Genomic DNA, 17,354 nt, shown 5'->3' with positions numbered 1-17,354 from the left:
CAATTCGACTACTGGATTGTCTCAAATTAATCATACATATACCACAGCATCCAATGTTGTTGATGCATTTATAACTTGATTTTTTTAAACAAAGAACTTAGCGAACGCTTATGCGTGACACTAACGCAAATAAAAAAGACAGAAACCTATATCCCGCCGGAAATTTTGGCTTCTGTCTTCTCTCATCGATCATTTTCGGATCGTATATTTACCTTTTCCACTTCAAAAATTTGGCTAACTGCTCCAGCATTTTATCCCTCGTTAACCCAAACTCTTCTTGCAAGAATTCTGGTGTACCTACCTGACCGAAGCGATTATCCACACCGATTCGTTTCAACGGAACTGCCAGCCCGTTATCAGCAATAACTTCAGCTACTGCACTGCCTAAGCCGCCAGTAATAGAATGATTTTCGATAGTGATGACGCCTTTTTTACCAATTAAACGTTCCAATAAGAGCTCTTCATCTAACGGTTTAATAGTAAACATATCTACTACATCGCAGGTCACGCCTTTGGCTGCTAATTGTTCAGCAACTTCTAACGCTTCGGAAACTAATTGTCCCGTTACTACTATTAAGTAGTCTGATCCTTCTTGTAGTAAGTTGCCTTTACCAATTTCAAAGGTGGAGCCTGGTGCATAGACATTACGTACACCCTTACGATTACCGCGGACATAATGCACACCAGCCATTTTACTGAATTTTTTGATAATCCAGTCCATCTGTACTTCATCGGCTGCATCGCAGATGACGATATCAGGGATCGAGCGCAGTAACGCAACATCTTCCCAAGTAGTATGGGTACCGCCATTATGCCCTGCGGCAAAACCAGGATCTGAACCAAAAATATTGATGGTGTTTTTCGAATATGCCCCTGACAGAAAGATTTGATCCAGCACTCGTCGGGTCGCGAAAGGCCCGAAGGTATGGATAAATGGGGTATAGCCAGTTAAATTTAAGCCCGCCGCCACACCTACCATGTTGGCTTCAGCAATCCCGACATTAATGAAGCGATCCGGATTGGTTTTAGCAATATCGGTCCATTTGCTGGCACCACCTAAATCGGCATCTAAAGCGACGACTTTATCATTTTCTTCCATAACCGCCTTCAAGGCATCAACAACGGTCGCGCGCAGCTCTTTGCCAACTTCTTTATTCTCTGCAAGTGTAAACATCTAGACACGCTCCTTTGCTTTTAGTTCCTGCAAGGCTTGGTCAGTAGCGATTTGGACCGCTTCACTGTCGAATTTTACGGAGTGATTGGCATCCATCTCTTCAAAGAACTTGACCCCTTGCCCTTTGATCGTGTCTAATACGATACAAACAGCTTGGTTAGTGACCGCTTTGCATTGATCAATGGCTTCATCAATTGCTACTAAGTCGTCACCCTTCACCTTAGTTGTATGGAAGCCGAATGCACGCATTTTCTCTGCGATATCAAAAGGATTCAAAATATCCACTGTCGTGCCATCTAGTTGCTTTTTATTTTCATCAATAATGACAATGCAATTATTTAAGTTGAAATGTGCTAAATATTGAAATGCTTCCCAGCATTGGCCTTCGTTCAATTCACCATCGCCGACGATCAAATAAACGTAGCTATCTTTTTTTTGCATCTTCAAACCGGTAGCGATTCCGGCTGCAACTGATGTCCCTTGACCAAGCGAACCAGTAGTAGCATCAACTCCAGGTGTTTTCGTCCGATCCGGGTGAGAGGGCAGCCGAGTGCCGCCTTCGTTCAAGGTAGCCAGCCATTCTTTATCAAAGAAACCAACTGCCGCAAGTGCACTGTACCAAGCTGGTCCAGCATGTCCCTTCGATAGGACGAGGCGGTCCCGCTCTTCCCACTCTGGATTTTTCGGATCGTAGTTCATTTGTTTTCCATATAAAACAGCCAACAAATCAGCAATCGATAGGGAGCCGCCGATGTGGCCGGCTCCTACCCTGCGGATGGCTTCAATACTGTCGATGCGAATTTCAGCAGCAAGTGCTTCTAGCTTAACAAGCGTATCTTTTTCCATCTTGTGTTTTTCCTCCATTATTCAGAAACTGCTTTTGATTTTTTCCCTTTTGAAGCGACAGTCAAACCAATAAGAACAGCTAAGACTGCGAGAATTCCAGCAATAGCCGCAATTTGTCCCCCGAAGTTCGCTAGATTTCCTAGGAACAGGCCGGTTACACCATAGTCGGTATCTGAGAAGGTTGAGCCTTGGAAGCCCAGATCTCCCATAACGGGCATTAACAAAATTGGCATGAAGCTGATGATGACACCGTGGACAAAGGAACCTACTACTGCGCCGCGCAAGCCACCCGTCGCATTCCCGTAAACACCGGCTGTTGCACCACAAAAGAAATGAGGTACGACACCAGGGATAATTACGGTTGTTCCAGTGACAACCATGATAACCAAACTAACAATTCCACCGACAAAACTGGTTAAGAAGCCAATCAATACAGCATTTGGCGCATATGGAAACACGATTGGGCAGTCCAAAGCTGGGATAGAATTTGGTACCAATTTTTCTGAGATTCCTTTGAAGGCAGGGACAATTTCAGCTAAGATCAAACGAACACCTGCTAGGATAACGAAAACGCCGGCCGCAAATGATCCTGCTTGCTGCAATGAATAGATAATATAGTTCGTACCGTTGCTTAAGTTTTCAGTTACAAAGGCATTTCCAGCAAATAAAGCCACGATTACGTAAACGACAGCCATTGTGATCGTGATACTTACAGTAGAATCACGTAGGAAAGACAACCCTTTTGGAAAGTTGATGTCTTCCGTTGATTTTTCTTTGTCGCCGACGTATTTTCCGATTAAACCGCTCAAGGCATAGCCAAAGTTACCAGTATGTCCGAGGGCAACCGTATCATTTTTAGTAATTTGACGAGTGAATGGCTGAGCAATTGCCGGGAAAATGGTATTAGCTAACCCTAAGGCCAGGCCACCGAACAATACTAACAATACAGGGCTCATGTCAGTAACACTTAAAATTACAGCGATCATACAAGCCATATACAAGGTAGCATGACCTGTTAAATAGATATATTTGAAGCGTGTGATGCGGGCGATCAAAATGTTGAAGGCCATACCAACCAGCATAATAAGTGCGGTATACGTTCCAAAGGTGGTTAAGGCCAAGGCAACGATCGCCTCATTATTCGGGACAACTCCTTGCATGTTGAAGGCAGCTTGGAACATTTCGCCAAAGGGTGCCAAGGAGTTCTCAACTACACCGGCCCCCGCCGTTACAACTAAGAAGCCGACAAAGGTTTTGATTCCACCTTTTACTGTGGAAGCTAAATCTTTTTTCTGCAGGACATTTCCTAAAATGGCGATTAAGGCAACCAACAATGCCGGGGTACTAGCGATATCGACTAGTAAATCTAAAATTCCATTCATTTTGTTTTTTCCTCCTATTTGTTAACCGTCTTGCCCTCTCCTAGGAAAGGGCGTTGAGTCTATAACAAGCCTTTTTCTACACAAACGGCTTGTACTTTTTCTTTCAATTCATCCATATCAATGATGCTGTCTAGGACTATTACTTCACCCAAATGTGTCGCGCTGTCCGCCAAGTCGATGCCGACAAAGAAGACATCTGCCAGATCTGCAGAGGCACTTCCCATATCATAGTGTGATACCTCAACATCGTTGACTCCCAAGTCCTTCAATACTGTGTTGATGTTCATTTCTACCATAAAGCTTGATCCTAAGCCGGACCCGCACACTGCTGCAAATTTCATTATTCATTCTCTCCTTTAGATAAAATTGATAAGATTTCTTCTTTAGTTGTTGCATTTAACAAATTTTCTAGATTTTCTTTATTGGATAATAGTTTGGTTAAGCTGGATAATGCCCGCAAATGTGCTTCGTTGTCGACAGCAGCTAAACAAACAAATAGTCGAATGGCATGCTTCTCATCATCTACCAGCAACACTGGTTCTTGGACTTTCAAAAGCGACATTCCTAATTCATTCACGCCATCTTCCGGGCGGGCATGAGGCAATGCAATTCCTTTTCCGATATGAATAAATGGTCCGTATTGCTTTACCTTATTGATCATCGCGTCGATATATTGGTCCTCAATTTTCCCTTGAGTCACTAACGGCTGGGCAGTTAAGCGAATGGCCTCTTCCCATTCTAGCGGCTGATCGCTCAGTTGAATCATCTCTGGGGTTATAAGTTCTGTTAACATTGGGCGGCGGTCCTCCTTTTTTTCAATCAATCGATTCATTTTTTTATTTAAGGTTTTGTACAGCTTTTCCTTAGTCACGCCTTTTTTGACAGTAATATAAGGCAAAAGCGCATCTACGATTTCTTCGGCACTAGGCAATGAGAAGCCTGGAATCAATAGCTCCTGTTGAACGCGATTGATCAATTGGTTCTTTTCTAGCTGTGACATGAGTGGTTTCACTAGGTAGGCCCGTTTCGCAGTTTCTACTTGAATCGTAGAAAATATAACGTCGTAGCTTTCTTCTGAGATACTTTGCAGCTGATCGACTGAACTCGCTTCCTCAAAGTGAATGGTGGGAAATATTTTCTTCAGCTCGGTCTGTAAAATCAAAGAGGAGCTAATACCGTTCGGACAAACAATCAGGGCTCGAACTTCTTCCTGTGCAGCCTCTTCCTTCTGACGGGCTATTTCGCCACCAAACAGAATGGAAAAGAAGCCTACTTCTTCTTCTGGAATTGTTTCACCAGTTAATTTCTCCAACGGCAACAAGGCATCCTTGGTAAAACGATAAATTTCCGCGTATTCCATTTGGATATTGCCTATTAGAACATTTGGCAGATAAAAACCGTATTTGATCCGAAAATAGGCTGGTACTAGATGATAAAACAGGTTCATCAGCAGCTCTCGGAAGTTAGAAAATTCAATCGCTGATAGGTTTTCCATCCGATGAATAATTTCGGCAGAGCAGCTCAGCAGCTGATCCAATTGGATATCCTGAATTTCTCCTTGTACTATGGTCATCAAAATGATGGTTAAATAGGCTGCTTCGTTTTGATTGTCATCAGCAAAGAATTGCTGGTAAATCAGCTGGCCTGCTTGATAAGCTGTTAAGGAACACATCAAGTCAACATCTTCTAGCTTTTGCAGCGGACGAGTAATCATTCGATCTGCCGAGAAAGCCAAGAACAGAGCAACCTCATCAATTCGGCTAGGTACAATTTCTAGTCCGGCTTTCTTGGTTTGCTCCTGGATGGTATCCCGCCAGGTAGCATACCTGTCTAGATTTTGCTGATTGATCCAATGCAGCAGGCCAAATTTTCCAGTATTGCTTTGCAGCAGCTCAGCGACAAAGTTTTTGGCCAAGCGTCGCGCACTTGCCTCTTCTCCTTCAACTAGAAAACCTGTTTTCCGTGTATACTCCAAGCGAATATCAAAGTCAGACAATTCATTACGCAGTTTTTTGATATCGGCAATTGCGGTGCCCTTTGAGATTTCTAGAAAATCCTGAAAATGAAACAAGGAGAGCACTTCAAATTGCGAGTAGCTTAACAGATAAATTAAGGCGCGCCGTTCTTCCTCAGAATAAATAACTTCATTCTCATGGGTTAACCAGCTAGCCCATTGCTTCGCCGAAATCTTCGGCACGTAAAAGGCTCCTGCAGAAGTCCTTTTCGTTTTTTGCTTGCTTGTCTGCAATTCCCCTAATTGCTGCTGAACTTCTTTGGCAGACAGGCCTGTCTGAGTTTGCGCTTGGTCCAGTGTAATCAAGCAATCGGGTTTTTGGGATAGGAGATAACTCAATTTGTAATTCATCTCCGCCACCTCCTGACTTTAGTATAGGATGAAAACGATTCATTTTCGATTGTCGTTCAGTACAAAATACGTTTCAAAAATTGATTTCATTGTACCGAAGCCTGCGGTGCATCTCTTTTCAAGCCATAAAAAAAGAACAAACGCGTGCGCTTGCTCTTATCTGTTAAAAAATAAAATGATCATTAAATCAGCTGCTAACAGGTTCTTTAATCAGCCACACCTTTGAATAAGATAACTAAAAAAATAGCTATTTTATCCAATACATTACTGCAAGTAAATGCTAATCAGCGGCTCCAAAAGTTTATCGATGCTACCTTTTTTATTAATCAGATCGTTTTTTTGAAGAAGACGTTATCGACGTCCATTATGTGGTAGTCTTTGGGCATGTCAGCCTTCGAACATTCAACAAACCCATTCTTTTTATAGAATTTTTGAGCGGCAATTAGAACATTCACGGTACCTAAATACAGCTCTTTATACCCTTGATCTTTGCAGTAAGAAATCAGTGTATCCAGCAGTTTTTTTCCTAATTGCTTTTCGCCACGGAAAGCCGGTGCCGCAAACATCTTTTTGATTGCTCCATTACCATTTCCTAGCTTAACTAAAGCAACCGTCCCCACCACATGATTCTCAGATAATGCAACCCAAAAATTGCCACCAGTATGGATATATTCTTCCTCGATTTGCAACAAATCGGGTTGGTCTTCTAATGTAACGTCAACGCCAAAATCATTCTGGATCGAAATAATCAGGTCGACAACTTCGCTTTCATACTGCTTTTTAAATGGGGTGATTGTAATTTCAGACAAAAATTATTCCTCCTTTAACAATTGTTTTTAGTATAACATGGACAGCTTCAGAAGAAGGAAAAAGCAAACAGATAGACCTGCTCTTTATCCATCGTAAAAGCCCAAAATAATAATCCCTATCATAACGATCGCAATCACTACATATTGCTTCCAATTCAGCTTTTCCTTTAAGAAAATCCGGCCCAGCAGCACAGATATAATTGCATATGATGAAATCAAGGGTGCCGCAATCACGGCCTGCTTGCCAGCAATCGCTCCAACATAAAAGAATTGCCCAACTGTTTCAAAGAGAGCAGCCAATCCACGATTCTGCTCCTGAAAAAAATGAATCTTTTCATTTTTTCGGAAGTACAGATACCCCATTAAAAAGATCGCCACAAATAAGAAGGTCAATTCATAACTCATATTGGCCTGATCCTCTGACATAAGCTGCTTATACTCCAAATAATAGCTGTCTAAAAAGGTTCCCATGCCATCAATAAGCATATAAATAATGGGAAAGATGATTGCTAACGCGCCAAACCGATACTTTTCTTCTGGCTGAACACCTGCTTGCTTCAGCTCTTCATCCTCCGCCTGTTTTTCCAAAACTGACAGCAGCAAAATCCCAATCAAAATAAGCACTACTGCAAACAGCTGGCCTCCATTGATCCGGTTGCCTAACAAGATAACTCCCAGCATCGCAGTGACCGCTCCAGAAGAATTGGAGATCGGTGAAGAAATAGATACTTCAATATACCGTAAGCCAAAATAGCCCACAGCCATCGAACCAATGTACATTGAAGAAACTGGCAGGTAGCGGATCAAATTCATCCAATCATAAGAAATTCTTTCAATAACCCCATAATAAACAATTGCGTGCAGCCCCATAACCAGTCCAACAATGATTGTCGTCTTCACAGCACTATACCGATCTTTCGGATCATTGCCCTTTTTATAGAATAAATCTGCACTCCCCCACGCTAGCACCGTCAGCATGGCATGAACAAACCACATGTGGATAACCCCTTTTTCATTTTTATTGACTGTATTTTCATATAGTTAGCGTTTTTTCCTTTTTTTGCTCCCGATTCAATTTCTTCAATTTATTCGTGACTTCAGCGTTTGCATAAGGTTGGTTGGCGGGTGTCTTTACCACTGAATCCCTCTTCTTTTCCTTCAAGAAAAAAGCTCTAATCTTCGTTCGCAGCTTTTTCACCCTCAATCCCTCTTTTCTGGATAGTGCAACTAGCTATTCTATTCACCTCGAGAACAAAAAAAGGCCGCCTACTTGTTGAGGCTGGCCTTACTTAATTATAACATGTGCGTTTTAAGGAGAGAATAGAAGATTAGGTGTGAATGAAGCCCAAATGTAATTGAAATCTTTCAACGTCCACTATTGTAAGCAAGACAAGATCACAGTCAGCAAAAGCAATAAAATTCTTCTCGCATTTGCCCCTGCTAGTAGTCAAGCTGCTTTAACCGCAGCATGGCCTCAGAAGAATTCAGGAACTTGATGGTATACAGTGTCATAATATCGTCCTTTAAATTTTCTTCTTCTTTCTTGCCGCCAAAGGAATTAATCATTCTGTTGATTGCCCAAACTACATATGAACCACTCCCACCCATGCCTAGCTGAAACCCTAGTTCTGCCGATTCGGACAATGAACTCTGCTTTATCTCTTTCGCCAAGGCACTGAATTCACCTCGAATAATAAAGACATCTTCTTTTTCCTTAACTTTCTGTCGTATTTCTTTTAAAGTTGAAGCAATATAGACAGCCTCACTATCTCTTATAGCCAATAATTTATCTAACACCTCACCAGGAGAATAACCGGTTCCTGAGGCAATAGCAACCAGTGTCTTTACTGAATAGGTTTTTGGATCACGTTTGGCAGCCTTCGACAGTGTTTGCTCTGAAATACCAACCTTCTTAGACAGATCATACCTGGTCATCTGATTCTGTTTTAAAAAAATGTCTAACACATTCTTCACAAAAATTCCTTCTTTCACTACTAAAACGTTTTTTACTAAACTCTATTTTAGTATACAGTGAAAAATGAAATTCTTCCGGTTAACATGCGAAATTTCACAAAAAAAGTCGGTTTGACTGATGCTTAGATAAATTCTTTGATGAAAAGACATCTGAAATGTTTTACCTATTCCCATTTCCGTAAAGCATTGAAGTTCACATGTAACATGAACTTCAGCTTTCACACCCAAGGCTTGCTTAAAAGGCCAGTGAAATGAATAGTTATCATTTCACTGGCCTCTTTTTTATTAGAAAGGATTGAATTGGCTTCACTCACCTGAATTTTTTAAACGAGCTGTTGCTGTCTCATTTCTAAATACATTAATTGTCTTGCTTTGTCCTTTGCATCGTAAAGACGAACTTTTCGAGGGACAAACTGATGAATATCTTCCTCATTGTATCCTACTTGTAGTCGCTTGCCATCAGTCATAATTGGCCGTCTCAATAAGCCAGGATTTTTTTCAATGAGTGCCACAAGTTCATTAAAGCTTAGGTCATCGAAATCGATAGCCAGCTTTTCATAAACCTTTGATCGAGTGGAAATAATTTCTTCTGTTCCCGTTTCTGTCAATGAAAGTATCTCTTTAATTTCATTTTTAGTGAGAGGTTCAGAAAAAATATTACGTTCTATAAAATCTAATCCAGCTTCAATTAACCATGCTTTAGCTTTTCTGCATGAAGTGCAGCTTGGAGAAACGTACAATTTAATCATTTTGACTTCAACCTTTCTTTTTTATTTAATAGGAATAACTCTTTGATGAGATAAATTTACCATTTCCCTTTTATTTTGTTAAATAATTAGTTTTTTATTTTTCCAATTTTACTCTATTGCCAATTCATGTTCCGTATTTAAAATAACATTGTTTTGAAAAAAGAAAGAAATAAACCCTTTCTTTTTACAGTAAAAATGCGGCAGAATAGTTACTGCCTACCCTTTTGATAACACCGTTGTTTTTGCTCATAACAATAAATCAAAATTTTCTCCAATGAAGAAAATTTTGATTCTTTGTTGCGAACAACGTAAAATAGTTTTTTATTATCGTTTGGTTTAGTGATACTGGCAGTTTATTTAGGGTATAAAAATTTTATTTACACCTGATAGGATATCCGTATCAAGATTTCGAGAAATACAAAAAGAAGCAGCAATACCTACTAATTTGCTAGTAGCTATTGCTGCTTTGACTGGAGTCGTTAATCAACTATTTTAAGAAATAAAGTGGAACGGTCCCTCATGAATAAATGGTCTTCGTCCACCGCGGTAATTCTCATCGGTAAAGGTCATAAAGCTTTTAACAAAATTGTTGGGTACATCGACTGTGTAAGAAACACAAAGTCCAGATTCTTCCACCCAGTCAATGGAATAAATACCGCCAGGATACTCTTCAAAGTGAATCGTCTCCACATCTGTTGCTCCAGCATCTTCTTCTCGAATGGATGTCCAGCGTAATTGATTATCTGGTAAAAAGTCAATTCGAAATTGTAATCCTGAGTCAAATTTTATTTCTGCCGCTTTGCCTTCAAATGGGTTGCTCTTCATCACTGCACCTGCTTTACTTAATATTGTGTATATTTTCACTTATCTTAAGCTTACATAGTTTGGGTTAGTTTAGCAATCTCTTAAGAGAAAGTTTTGTTTGTATGTTGTCTAATTGATCTTTTATCTATTTATGCCGTAACAAAAGAATTCAGCATCTCAGTAATAAGATCAGCATTCTTTTCAAAGAATGACGGAACTCCCATAAGATTAACAACAATATAGTCTGTCTCGGTCTCTAAGAAGTAATACTGAATTTCAATCTTTATCCCTTCTGTAACACCAGTAAAACTATATTCGCTTCCTGAATAATGCGCTGTTTGATACTCTGCTTCCATAGCACTTCCCTCTTCGATTTGGAAATCTTCCGTTGAAACAATCTGCTCCTTCATCCCATTTTTGAAGATTTCAAACCCGTTCACATCGGACTTTTTTATCCCGTAAACCATGATTCCTTGCACGCCTAATTCTTCTCTGGCACTAAACGGAATAGTTTCCTCTTCTGGTTGAATCTCCCACTTATCCAATATTTCTATTTTGTAAGGCGTTCCCTCAATTTGAAACGCGGCCTCTTTTAATTCGATCCTTTTCTCAGAAGAAGAAATTTCCGTTACAGCAGTCGATTCTGTAGTACTTTCTGACTTAGTAGTTTCCTCTGTTCCACCAGAACTACACCCTGCTAAAATACCTGCCATCACTACCAAAATAACCCATTTTTTCATTCTTGCTCTCCTAACATCCTTAGTTTGACACTTTTATAAAATCGTGATTGCCACTTCTACATTTTTAGTTTTTACAAAAACTTCTAGTGATTGTTCTCCAGAAGTTTCCTTTAGTGATCTTCATGCTGCTAGTTACTACTTCTTAATCAGAAAAATCTTCCAGTTTTGAATCAAGCCCCAGATCTGACCATTCATATTCAATAATAGGGTGCATCTCGTCTTTGCTTAAATTATCAAATTCATGTGCAAACCCTATTCGTAAATAAAGTGGAAGATAACGAGAAAAGTGTTTCTCTATACTAGATATTCCTACAAAAATCATAGATAACTCATTTTCGTCATACATAGCACGAAACTTTTCTAAATGCTGCAACTTCAATCGATCACTTTCATCAACAATGATTCAATCAATATATTTATAAAAATCTCTCTAGTGTTTTTCCTCCTCACCATATTTATCTATTAAATGGATAGCCCTTACTATGTTAATTCGACTGCACATCATGCTACTATCTGAGCCGACACGAGTCATTTTCTGTACACTTAAAATTTGATTGCAGTTGATCGTTGCTACTGTTTCGTTTATTAATTAGATCCTGTTTTTAGTCTCTATTTTTTACAGAACTTTTTTCAGTTTGTTCATTTTAGATTTATATCCATTGTATTGATCCTCCTAATTAAATTTGATCAATAGTTAATTCACTAATTGCATATAAAATTGCTTGTCCAGCTAACTCAACCTTGTCCTTTGTTACTGTGCATTGGAGGGTTCCTCCACGAGCAGAGGCTTGCCTTGCGACTAATGTCTTTTTATTCAGTTTTTGTGCCCAAAGTGGGGAAATATGACAGTGCCCAGAACCACAGACAGGGTCTTCAGAAACGCCAAGTTTTGGTGCAAAGCTTCTGCTAACACAATCAAATTCTTGACCAGCTGCAGTCACATGTAAAAGAAGTCCAGGGAGCTCTTTTGCTTTTTCTAAATCAGGTTGAACCATTCTTACCGTTTTTTCGTCAGTTAAGACACAGACTAAATCACGCCCCACGTAGGCTTCTAGTGGTTTAAAACCAATGACTTCTTCCATTTCTTGTGTGATTTCTACTGGTGTCAAAGCATAACTTGGGAACTGCATTTGATAGAGTAGCTGCTCACGTCTTACGATTAATTCCCCACTTAGCGTATCAAAAATGACAGTCTTTAAATTTTTATCAATATAATTCATCAGAACAAAAGCAGTAGCCAGAGTTGCATGACCACATAAGTCAATCTCACCACCGGGTGTAAACCACCGCAAATGGTAGTGATTGCCTTCTTTGACAGTAAAGGCAGTCTCTGAAAGATTATTTTCTTGCGTGATTTTTAACATTAACTCTTCGGATAACCATTCTTCTAAGATACAAACTGCGGCAGGATTACCTTCAAATAGTTTTTCTGCAAAGGCATCGACAATATATTGTTTCATGTTTTTACACTCCTTTTCCTGAGAAAGTACAGACAATGAGCTCAACTTCACAAAGAATAGTTAAGGTCATTTTTTAACGCTACACAGGTTATAGCTAGTTCATAAAAAAATGTTTGTAACTTTGATTAAATATAGGTTAATCTCCCATTGCAGTAAATAATTTCATGTACGAATCACTCCTTTTTTACTTATCTTTGTAGCGTCAGTAGTCAGTATAAATATAATGTTTTGCAGAAGATCATCGAATTAAATAGTCTTACCAAGGTGACCTAAGTATCGAGCGATGCTTCAATCTAATTATGTCGCATTCTCTTGAAGAAAAAACAGAACATCACCTCTTGAAGTTACTTTTTCCACAAAAGACCGATTGTACAAACAACGGAGATTCAGTGTAACTATAAAAAAGATAGCTACAATCTTACGCCAATTAATTTCGAGCAAAAATCTCATTAATAAAAGAAAGACCATATACAAAATAAAAAACCATCGAAGAGGAATGTTGATACTTGTAAAAAGGCTTAACAAAAATAAAATTAGTGAAGAAAAACCAATAAATAGCCACGTTTCCCCAAAAAAATTATTGGAATATCGAAGATACTCCTGTTTCTTTTCTTTGCGAAATAAAAATGTACTATCCTTCCATGGAAGATATGGTGTAAAAAGTGAAAGACTACCAAAAAAGCCACTCACACAAAATCCAATAAGTAAAAAATTGTAATTGGTTCATTCCAGATCACTCCTGTTACTTTTTTGTTTATTATAGACTACGACAAAATCCTCTGTCTACAAGCGAGTGATGGCTAAATATTCCCTTACTCAGTTGGTAGAGTATCCTGCTCGTAACCGTCGGAGTGCAGGTATGTAAAATCCAGAATCTAACAAAAGTGTTAGATAAATAAATGGATAAAGGCACATACTTTTGCTATGCTTACACACTAGATTAGACATCTAAAAAATATTGGAATAATGATAGTTATAGCAATGATAGGTGTAAGTTATTTTGGATACGAATACCACTCAGAAATATATAAAACTAAAGCTGCTTATACTACTATTCCAAACGAAGTCCAAAAGAAAGAATCCTCAGAAGATGCTGATAAGAAAGTAGTGGAAAAAAGCTATTTCTATAATTACAAGCTTAGATTTGTAAGGGAAATAGAGTATAAATTGTCAGGGACTGACCCACATGATTTCGAACCAGACTCTCGAGTCAAGGCTGAGGCTAATAAAAAAGGGAGGTTTCTTCTATTGCAAGTAGAATTATTCAAATTACTAGAAAATCGAAACAAATTTTGTTACAAGATAATTGAACTATTTCAAGTTGAGCAGGATTGGGTAGAAGTCCAAACGGTAAGTACGAATTTAGAAATTAGTGAACGCAGCGTCCAACGTTATTTTCACTATCTCGATGAAACCATAGAGGAGTATAATCAAACAAACAACAAGCACGTCAAATTCTTTTACGAAAAATTCAAAGGAATAAAACTAGATTTTTCGGATTCCTCAGTTGAACAACTAAAAATTCATTTAGCATGCAATGACGAAAACTTGCAACTCTTACTTGATTTATGCCTTTTGAAAACCGATTATATCAAGAAATACTCCGAAAAAAAATTTATCAGTATTTACTCTATTAAACAGTCGGTTAAAAAAATTAATCAACTATTGTCTTCATTTAACCTGATCGTTGATGCCAATAAACTGGAATTTGTAGGAGAGGAAAAAACGGTGCGTTTCTTCTGTTACATTTTCTTATGGACGCTTTTCAAAAATGGGAATTGGCCCTTTGAATACATAGATGAAGATCGATTGCACCGAACGGTTGATCATGTAGAAGACGGATTCGGATATTGTTTTACGGCTGTTCATAGAAAAAAAATTGCCTATTTTATAGCTGTATGTTTGCTGCGAAGTAAAAAGAAGTTCTTTATCGTTGATACAGAGAATTGGGATCAATATATTAATTTCAGTGCCTTTCGAAGAAAAGAGCTAGTTAAGACAGTCGAACGAGACCATCAAGTGTTTGAAGAAAATGAATTTATGTATATTTTCGTCATTCTGGAGATGACCCACTGGATGTACCGGCCTGGCAAAGTAAAGGATCTTATCTTGGAGCATCACCAAACAAGAAACACAGATGTGTATGTAGCAACAAATCTCGCATTTAAAAAATTTCAGAAAGACTTTTTTGAGATTCCTAATGGGATGCAGGAAATTTTTTACACCTTCTTCTTTTGTACTCATCTACAAAGTAGGATTTTTCCTGGTATCTACTTCGATTTGGATGACTTTACCTCCTTGGGCGAGTCTGGTTTTCCTAAAAATTTGACGATGAAGTTAAAAGAATTTATTCGAGAAATGAAGGTCTTATCCCAGCTCGAGATTTTTGACGAAGAAGAATTATTATTAAAACGGTATCTGTTGCTTTTCTCATATTTTGAATACTGGTCAAGCTTTGAACCAAAAGTCGAAATTGCTATTGATGCAGATCTCTCTTTTCTAGTAAGAGAACGAATGAGGAAAATGATTCAAAATCATTTTGACAGAAGATACAATTTAGAGGTGATCATTTCAAACCCCTCTCTCAAAAGAAACTGTTTGGTCGTGACTAATATGCCGTCTATTAACGATACAAATACTGGCAATATTTGTGTGGTAGACCCACCTTTGCGTCAAAAAGATTTTTTAATCATTGAAAAAAGAGTGGATAAACTTTTACGCGAATTGTATTAATGCTAAGGGCAAACTTCTGGCTGCTAGTTACCTTATTGTAATGAATACTTTAATTGAAATCAGTGAAACAACTGTGGGTTTGTCAACTAAACTGTGGAAATTATCTAACTAATAGTCTTTTTACAAGTAAGGATCTATCAGCAGCCTACCCAGTCATAAATGGTCTGATCGAATTCAGCTAACTTCACTTCTCTTTCGCATTGATATTCTCGATTCTAACCGATAGGTAGAACAAACTGTGTAAGTTGCTCAACTAAGTCGAGTGGCTTACACAGTTTATTCTATACGCTTGTTTTTTCTAATCTTCTTTAACAAAGTGTAACAACTGTTTTTCCATTTTTTCGTAGATTATTTGATACTCCTGTTGTGAGGCTACCAGGCTTCGATATAATTCTTTTGACTCGTCCTTCTGTTTTTGTATTTTTTCTTCCGCAACCAACATGATTTTCTCTGCCTGTTTTTGTGCATCCTGAATGATACCGTCTCCTTGCTTTCTGGCAGAAAGTAAAATTTTACTGACTTCTTCTTGGTGGAATAATTTATCCTTTTCTTGTTGTTCTATTTTCTTTTCCAATCGTTGTGTTTTTTGTTTTTCCACATCATAAGTACCTTGTAGTTCTGCTATTTTTTTATTTAATTCATTGACTTGTTCAGCAGTAGCGATCAACTGATTGTTTTGAATTGCCAGTCGTTTACTTTGCTCGTGCTCTATATCTTTTTTTTCCAGAATTTTTTTGTGTAAAGATTCTACAGTACTCGTTAATTCCATATTCTCTTTCTCTAAGATTTCAAACTTATGATGTTCCTCTGTGGCTTGTTCCTGTAAGTGAATAATATTTCCATGTGCGGCATATAAGGCTTCTTTTAATTGACTGAATTCTTTTTCATCTGCTTCATTTGACGTACTTTCTGTAGAAGGTATCAATCCTTCTATTTTTTTTGTTAAGGTATTATTTTGTGAAATGAGCGCTTCTTTTTCACTTAATAATTGCTGCATTTTTGGTTTTAACTCTTCTATTTTTCTTGATAACAGTAGAACCTTATCTTTTAATTGCTGCCTTTCATAGATCAATTCTTGATTCATCAATTCATCTTTTTCTTCCTCTGAAATTTTGTCCGATAGTTTCTTGTTCTCTCTTTCTAGCTGCTCATTTTGTACCGTTAGTTTCTTTGTAATAGCTGTGACTTCAGACTGGTTATTCAACATGTCTTGTTGTATCTTTTCTAACAACTCTAATTGCTTTCGTAATTGATGATTCTCATCTTTTAGTTTTTGACTATCACTTATTTCTTCTTTTATTTTCATAGGTAATATTTTTGGCGCTACGCTCCCTTGCCGACTCTTTTCTTCTTTAGAATTGCTTACAGCTGCGATAGAAGTAGGCTCTTCTTCTATTCTTTTCTGAGGCCCATTTTTTACCTTTTCTAGCTCGTCATCCACTTCCTCAGATAATTCATTTATCTCTTGCAATAGACTCTTACTAAAAAACCAACTATCTTTTTCTCGTTTCTTCTGTTTTCTTGTCATATCCATATCAATACTCCTTTACTTATTTGATGTTTCATCAACTAATTTAAACGATTGTTTATCATCCTTACGATCATAGGTGCAGCTATAAACTGTCGTATTTTTTTCGGAACTATTATTAATCTGAAAATGTACCTGTGTTAATTTAGGAACATCCTTTGCTTCTACTACAAACTTTTTAATATTTTCCTCAATGATCTCTTTACTGGATGACTGATTTGAATCACCAACTAGGGATAAACTAAGCGTTTTAGTGGGAATATCTATCGATAATATACATGTAGAGTAACCAAAATACGGAACTAATCGTTCACTTAAATCATTTTCAATACTTGATTGTAAATCAGTTTTCTTTTCTTCCTGAAATAATTTCTCCCATGAGTAATCTACTAAATTAAGCCCTTTTTTGGGATAGGTCTCCACAGGGATTTTTGTAATAAGCTGCTTTTGTTCCTTTTTTAATGCATAAGTTTCGTCATTTAAACGTCTACTTTCTGCTTGTAATACTTCTACATTTTTCTCTGTCTGAAAGGAGTACATAGACACACATAAGATGACTAATCCAATAAGAAATCCGTTGACTAAAAATACTTGGATATGTTTTGATTGCTCTTTTTCCTTAATATATCGCAGTTTTCTCTTTGCTTGGTGCGAGACAACTCCCTGTTGTTCCACTTTTCGAATACGTAAATTAATATAAAATCGATAACCATTCAAACTTAATATAATCAAAATCAAAGACACTATAGCTACTTTTAGAATAATCGATAGAAGCATGCGGAACCTCCTT

The 17,354-nt window shown here is 38.0% G+C and carries 17 protein-coding genes; 1 reads left to right on the top strand and 16 read right to left on the bottom strand.

Annotated elements, in window-relative coordinates; translation table 11 throughout:
• Positions 1-208 precede the first annotated feature (208 nt).
• The 14 genes from IGI46_RS05260 to IGI46_RS05195 all read right to left on the bottom strand — a co-directional run bounded on the left by IGI46_RS05260 (position 209) and on the right by IGI46_RS05195 (position 12,303).
• On the bottom strand, positions 209-1,174 hold the full coding sequence (locus IGI46_RS05260) for a transketolase family protein (protein ID WP_429973060.1): 966 nt from the start codon (positions 1,172-1,174) through the stop codon (positions 209-211).
• Complete coding sequence (locus IGI46_RS05255; RefSeq protein ID WP_429973059.1) at positions 1,175-2,020, bottom strand: transketolase; 846 nt, start codon at positions 2,018-2,020, stop codon at positions 1,175-1,177.
• A gap of 17 nt (positions 2,021-2,037) precedes the next feature.
• A complete protein-coding gene (locus IGI46_RS05250) occupies positions 2,038-3,402 on the bottom strand; it encodes a PTS ascorbate transporter subunit IIC (protein WP_207700547.1) in 1,365 nt (454 codons plus the stop codon).
• Positions 3,403-3,461: 59 nt separating this feature from the next.
• A complete protein-coding gene (locus IGI46_RS05245) occupies positions 3,462-3,743 on the bottom strand; it encodes a PTS sugar transporter subunit IIB (RefSeq protein WP_429973058.1) in 282 nt (93 codons plus the stop codon).
• On the bottom strand, positions 3,743-5,767 hold the full coding sequence (locus tag IGI46_RS05240; RefSeq protein WP_429973057.1) for a BglG family transcription antiterminator: 2,025 nt from the start codon (positions 5,765-5,767) through the stop codon (positions 3,743-3,745). The genes IGI46_RS05245 and IGI46_RS05240 overlap by 1 nt, the downstream gene beginning before the upstream one ends.
• A 326-nt stretch (positions 5,768-6,093) precedes the next feature.
• Entirely contained in the window at positions 6,094-6,576 is a 483-nt protein-coding gene (locus tag IGI46_RS05235; protein WP_429973056.1) for a GNAT family N-acetyltransferase, read from the bottom strand.
• Between the two features lie 84 nt (positions 6,577-6,660).
• A complete protein-coding gene (locus IGI46_RS05230; RefSeq protein WP_207700543.1) occupies positions 6,661-7,572 on the bottom strand; it encodes an EamA family transporter in 912 nt (303 codons plus the stop codon).
• Positions 7,573-7,609: 37 nt separating this feature from the next.
• On the bottom strand, positions 7,610-7,774 hold the full coding sequence (locus tag IGI46_RS05225; protein WP_429973055.1) for a hypothetical protein: 165 nt from the start codon (positions 7,772-7,774) through the stop codon (positions 7,610-7,612).
• Positions 7,775-8,016: 242 nt separating this feature from the next.
• On the bottom strand, positions 8,017-8,550 hold the full coding sequence (locus IGI46_RS05220; protein ID WP_429973054.1) for a helix-turn-helix domain-containing protein: 534 nt from the start codon (positions 8,548-8,550) through the stop codon (positions 8,017-8,019).
• 323 nt (positions 8,551-8,873) lie between these two features.
• Positions 8,874-9,299 (bottom strand): transcriptional regulator Spx, encoded by a 426-nt coding sequence (gene spx, locus IGI46_RS05215; protein ID WP_429973053.1) that lies wholly within the window; start codon positions 9,297-9,299, stop codon positions 8,874-8,876.
• A 492-nt stretch (positions 9,300-9,791) separates the two neighbouring features.
• Positions 9,792-10,124 (bottom strand): MoaF-related domain-containing protein, encoded by a 333-nt coding sequence (locus IGI46_RS05210; protein ID WP_429973052.1) that lies wholly within the window; start codon positions 10,122-10,124, stop codon positions 9,792-9,794.
• Between the two features lie 128 nt (positions 10,125-10,252).
• Complete coding sequence (locus tag IGI46_RS05205; protein ID WP_429973051.1) at positions 10,253-10,843, bottom strand: hypothetical protein; 591 nt, start codon at positions 10,841-10,843, stop codon at positions 10,253-10,255.
• Positions 10,844-10,985: 142 nt separating this feature from the next.
• On the bottom strand, positions 10,986-11,222 hold the full coding sequence (locus IGI46_RS05200; RefSeq protein WP_429973050.1) for a hypothetical protein: 237 nt from the start codon (positions 11,220-11,222) through the stop codon (positions 10,986-10,988).
• A gap of 298 nt (positions 11,223-11,520) precedes the next feature.
• Positions 11,521-12,303: a PhzF family phenazine biosynthesis protein gene (locus tag IGI46_RS05195; RefSeq protein ID WP_429973049.1), complete on the bottom strand. Its 783-nt coding sequence runs from the start codon at positions 12,301-12,303 to the stop codon at positions 11,521-11,523.
• 1,248 nt (positions 12,304-13,551) lie between these two features.
• Between IGI46_RS05195 and IGI46_RS05190 the strand changes: the two genes are divergently transcribed.
• Positions 13,552-15,036 carry a helix-turn-helix domain-containing protein gene (locus IGI46_RS05190; protein ID WP_429973048.1) on the top strand — a complete coding sequence of 495 codons (1,485 nt, stop codon included), beginning with the start codon at positions 13,552-13,554 and terminating at the stop codon, positions 15,034-15,036.
• Between the two features lie 298 nt (positions 15,037-15,334).
• Here the strand turns inward: IGI46_RS05190 and IGI46_RS05185 are convergent, their stop codons facing one another.
• Together IGI46_RS05185 and IGI46_RS05180 are read right to left on the bottom strand one after the other, a co-directional pair.
• Positions 15,335-16,570: a hypothetical protein gene (locus IGI46_RS05185; protein WP_429973047.1), complete on the bottom strand. Its 1,236-nt coding sequence runs from the start codon at positions 16,568-16,570 to the stop codon at positions 15,335-15,337.
• Positions 16,571-16,582: 12 nt separating this feature from the next.
• Positions 16,583-17,341: a hypothetical protein gene (locus IGI46_RS05180; protein WP_207705349.1), complete on the bottom strand. Its 759-nt coding sequence runs from the start codon at positions 17,339-17,341 to the stop codon at positions 16,583-16,585.
• Between the last annotated feature and the right edge of the window lie 13 nt (positions 17,342-17,354).

The organism is Enterococcus sp. AZ163, from assembly GCF_050498925.1.
Lineage (GTDB): Bacteria > Bacillota > Bacilli > Lactobacillales > Enterococcaceae > Enterococcus_A > Enterococcus_A ferrettii.
Note: the sequence above shows the minus strand (reverse complement) of the source record. Positions and strands in the feature narration are given on the sequence as shown.

Coding starts and splice junctions, on each gene's coding strand:
- IGI46_RS05260 (WP_429973060.1), bottom strand. CDS start 1,174: ATGTTTACACTTGCAGAGAATAAAGAAGTTGGCAAAGAGCTGCGCGCG.
- IGI46_RS05255 (WP_429973059.1), bottom strand. CDS start 2,020: ATGGAAAAAGATACGCTTGTTAAGCTAGAAGCACTTGCTGCTGAAATT.
- IGI46_RS05250 (WP_207700547.1), bottom strand. CDS start 3,402: ATGAATGGAATTTTAGATTTACTAGTCGATATCGCTAGTACCCCGGCA.
- IGI46_RS05245 (WP_429973058.1), bottom strand. CDS start 3,743: ATGAAATTTGCAGCAGTGTGCGGGTCCGGCTTAGGATCAAGCTTTATG.
- IGI46_RS05240 (WP_429973057.1), bottom strand. CDS start 5,767: ATGAATTACAAATTGAGTTATCTCCTATCCCAAAAACCCGATTGCTTG.
- IGI46_RS05230 (WP_207700543.1), bottom strand. CDS start 7,572: ATGTGGTTTGTTCATGCCATGCTGACGGTGCTAGCGTGGGGGAGTGCA.
- spx (WP_429973053.1), bottom strand. CDS start 9,299: ATGATTAAATTGTACGTTTCTCCAAGCTGCACTTCATGCAGAAAAGCT.
- IGI46_RS05210 (WP_429973052.1), bottom strand. CDS start 10,124: ATGAAGAGCAACCCATTTGAAGGCAAAGCGGCAGAAATAAAATTTGAC.
- IGI46_RS05205 (WP_429973051.1), bottom strand. CDS start 10,843: ATGAAAAAATGGGTTATTTTGGTAGTGATGGCAGGTATTTTAGCAGGG.
- IGI46_RS05195 (WP_429973049.1), bottom strand. CDS start 12,303: ATGAAACAATATATTGTCGATGCCTTTGCAGAAAAACTATTTGAAGGT.
- IGI46_RS05185 (WP_429973047.1), bottom strand. CDS start 16,570: ATGGATATGACAAGAAAACAGAAGAAACGAGAAAAAGATAGTTGGTTT.
- IGI46_RS05180 (WP_207705349.1), bottom strand. CDS start 17,341: ATGCTTCTATCGATTATTCTAAAAGTAGCTATAGTGTCTTTGATTTTG.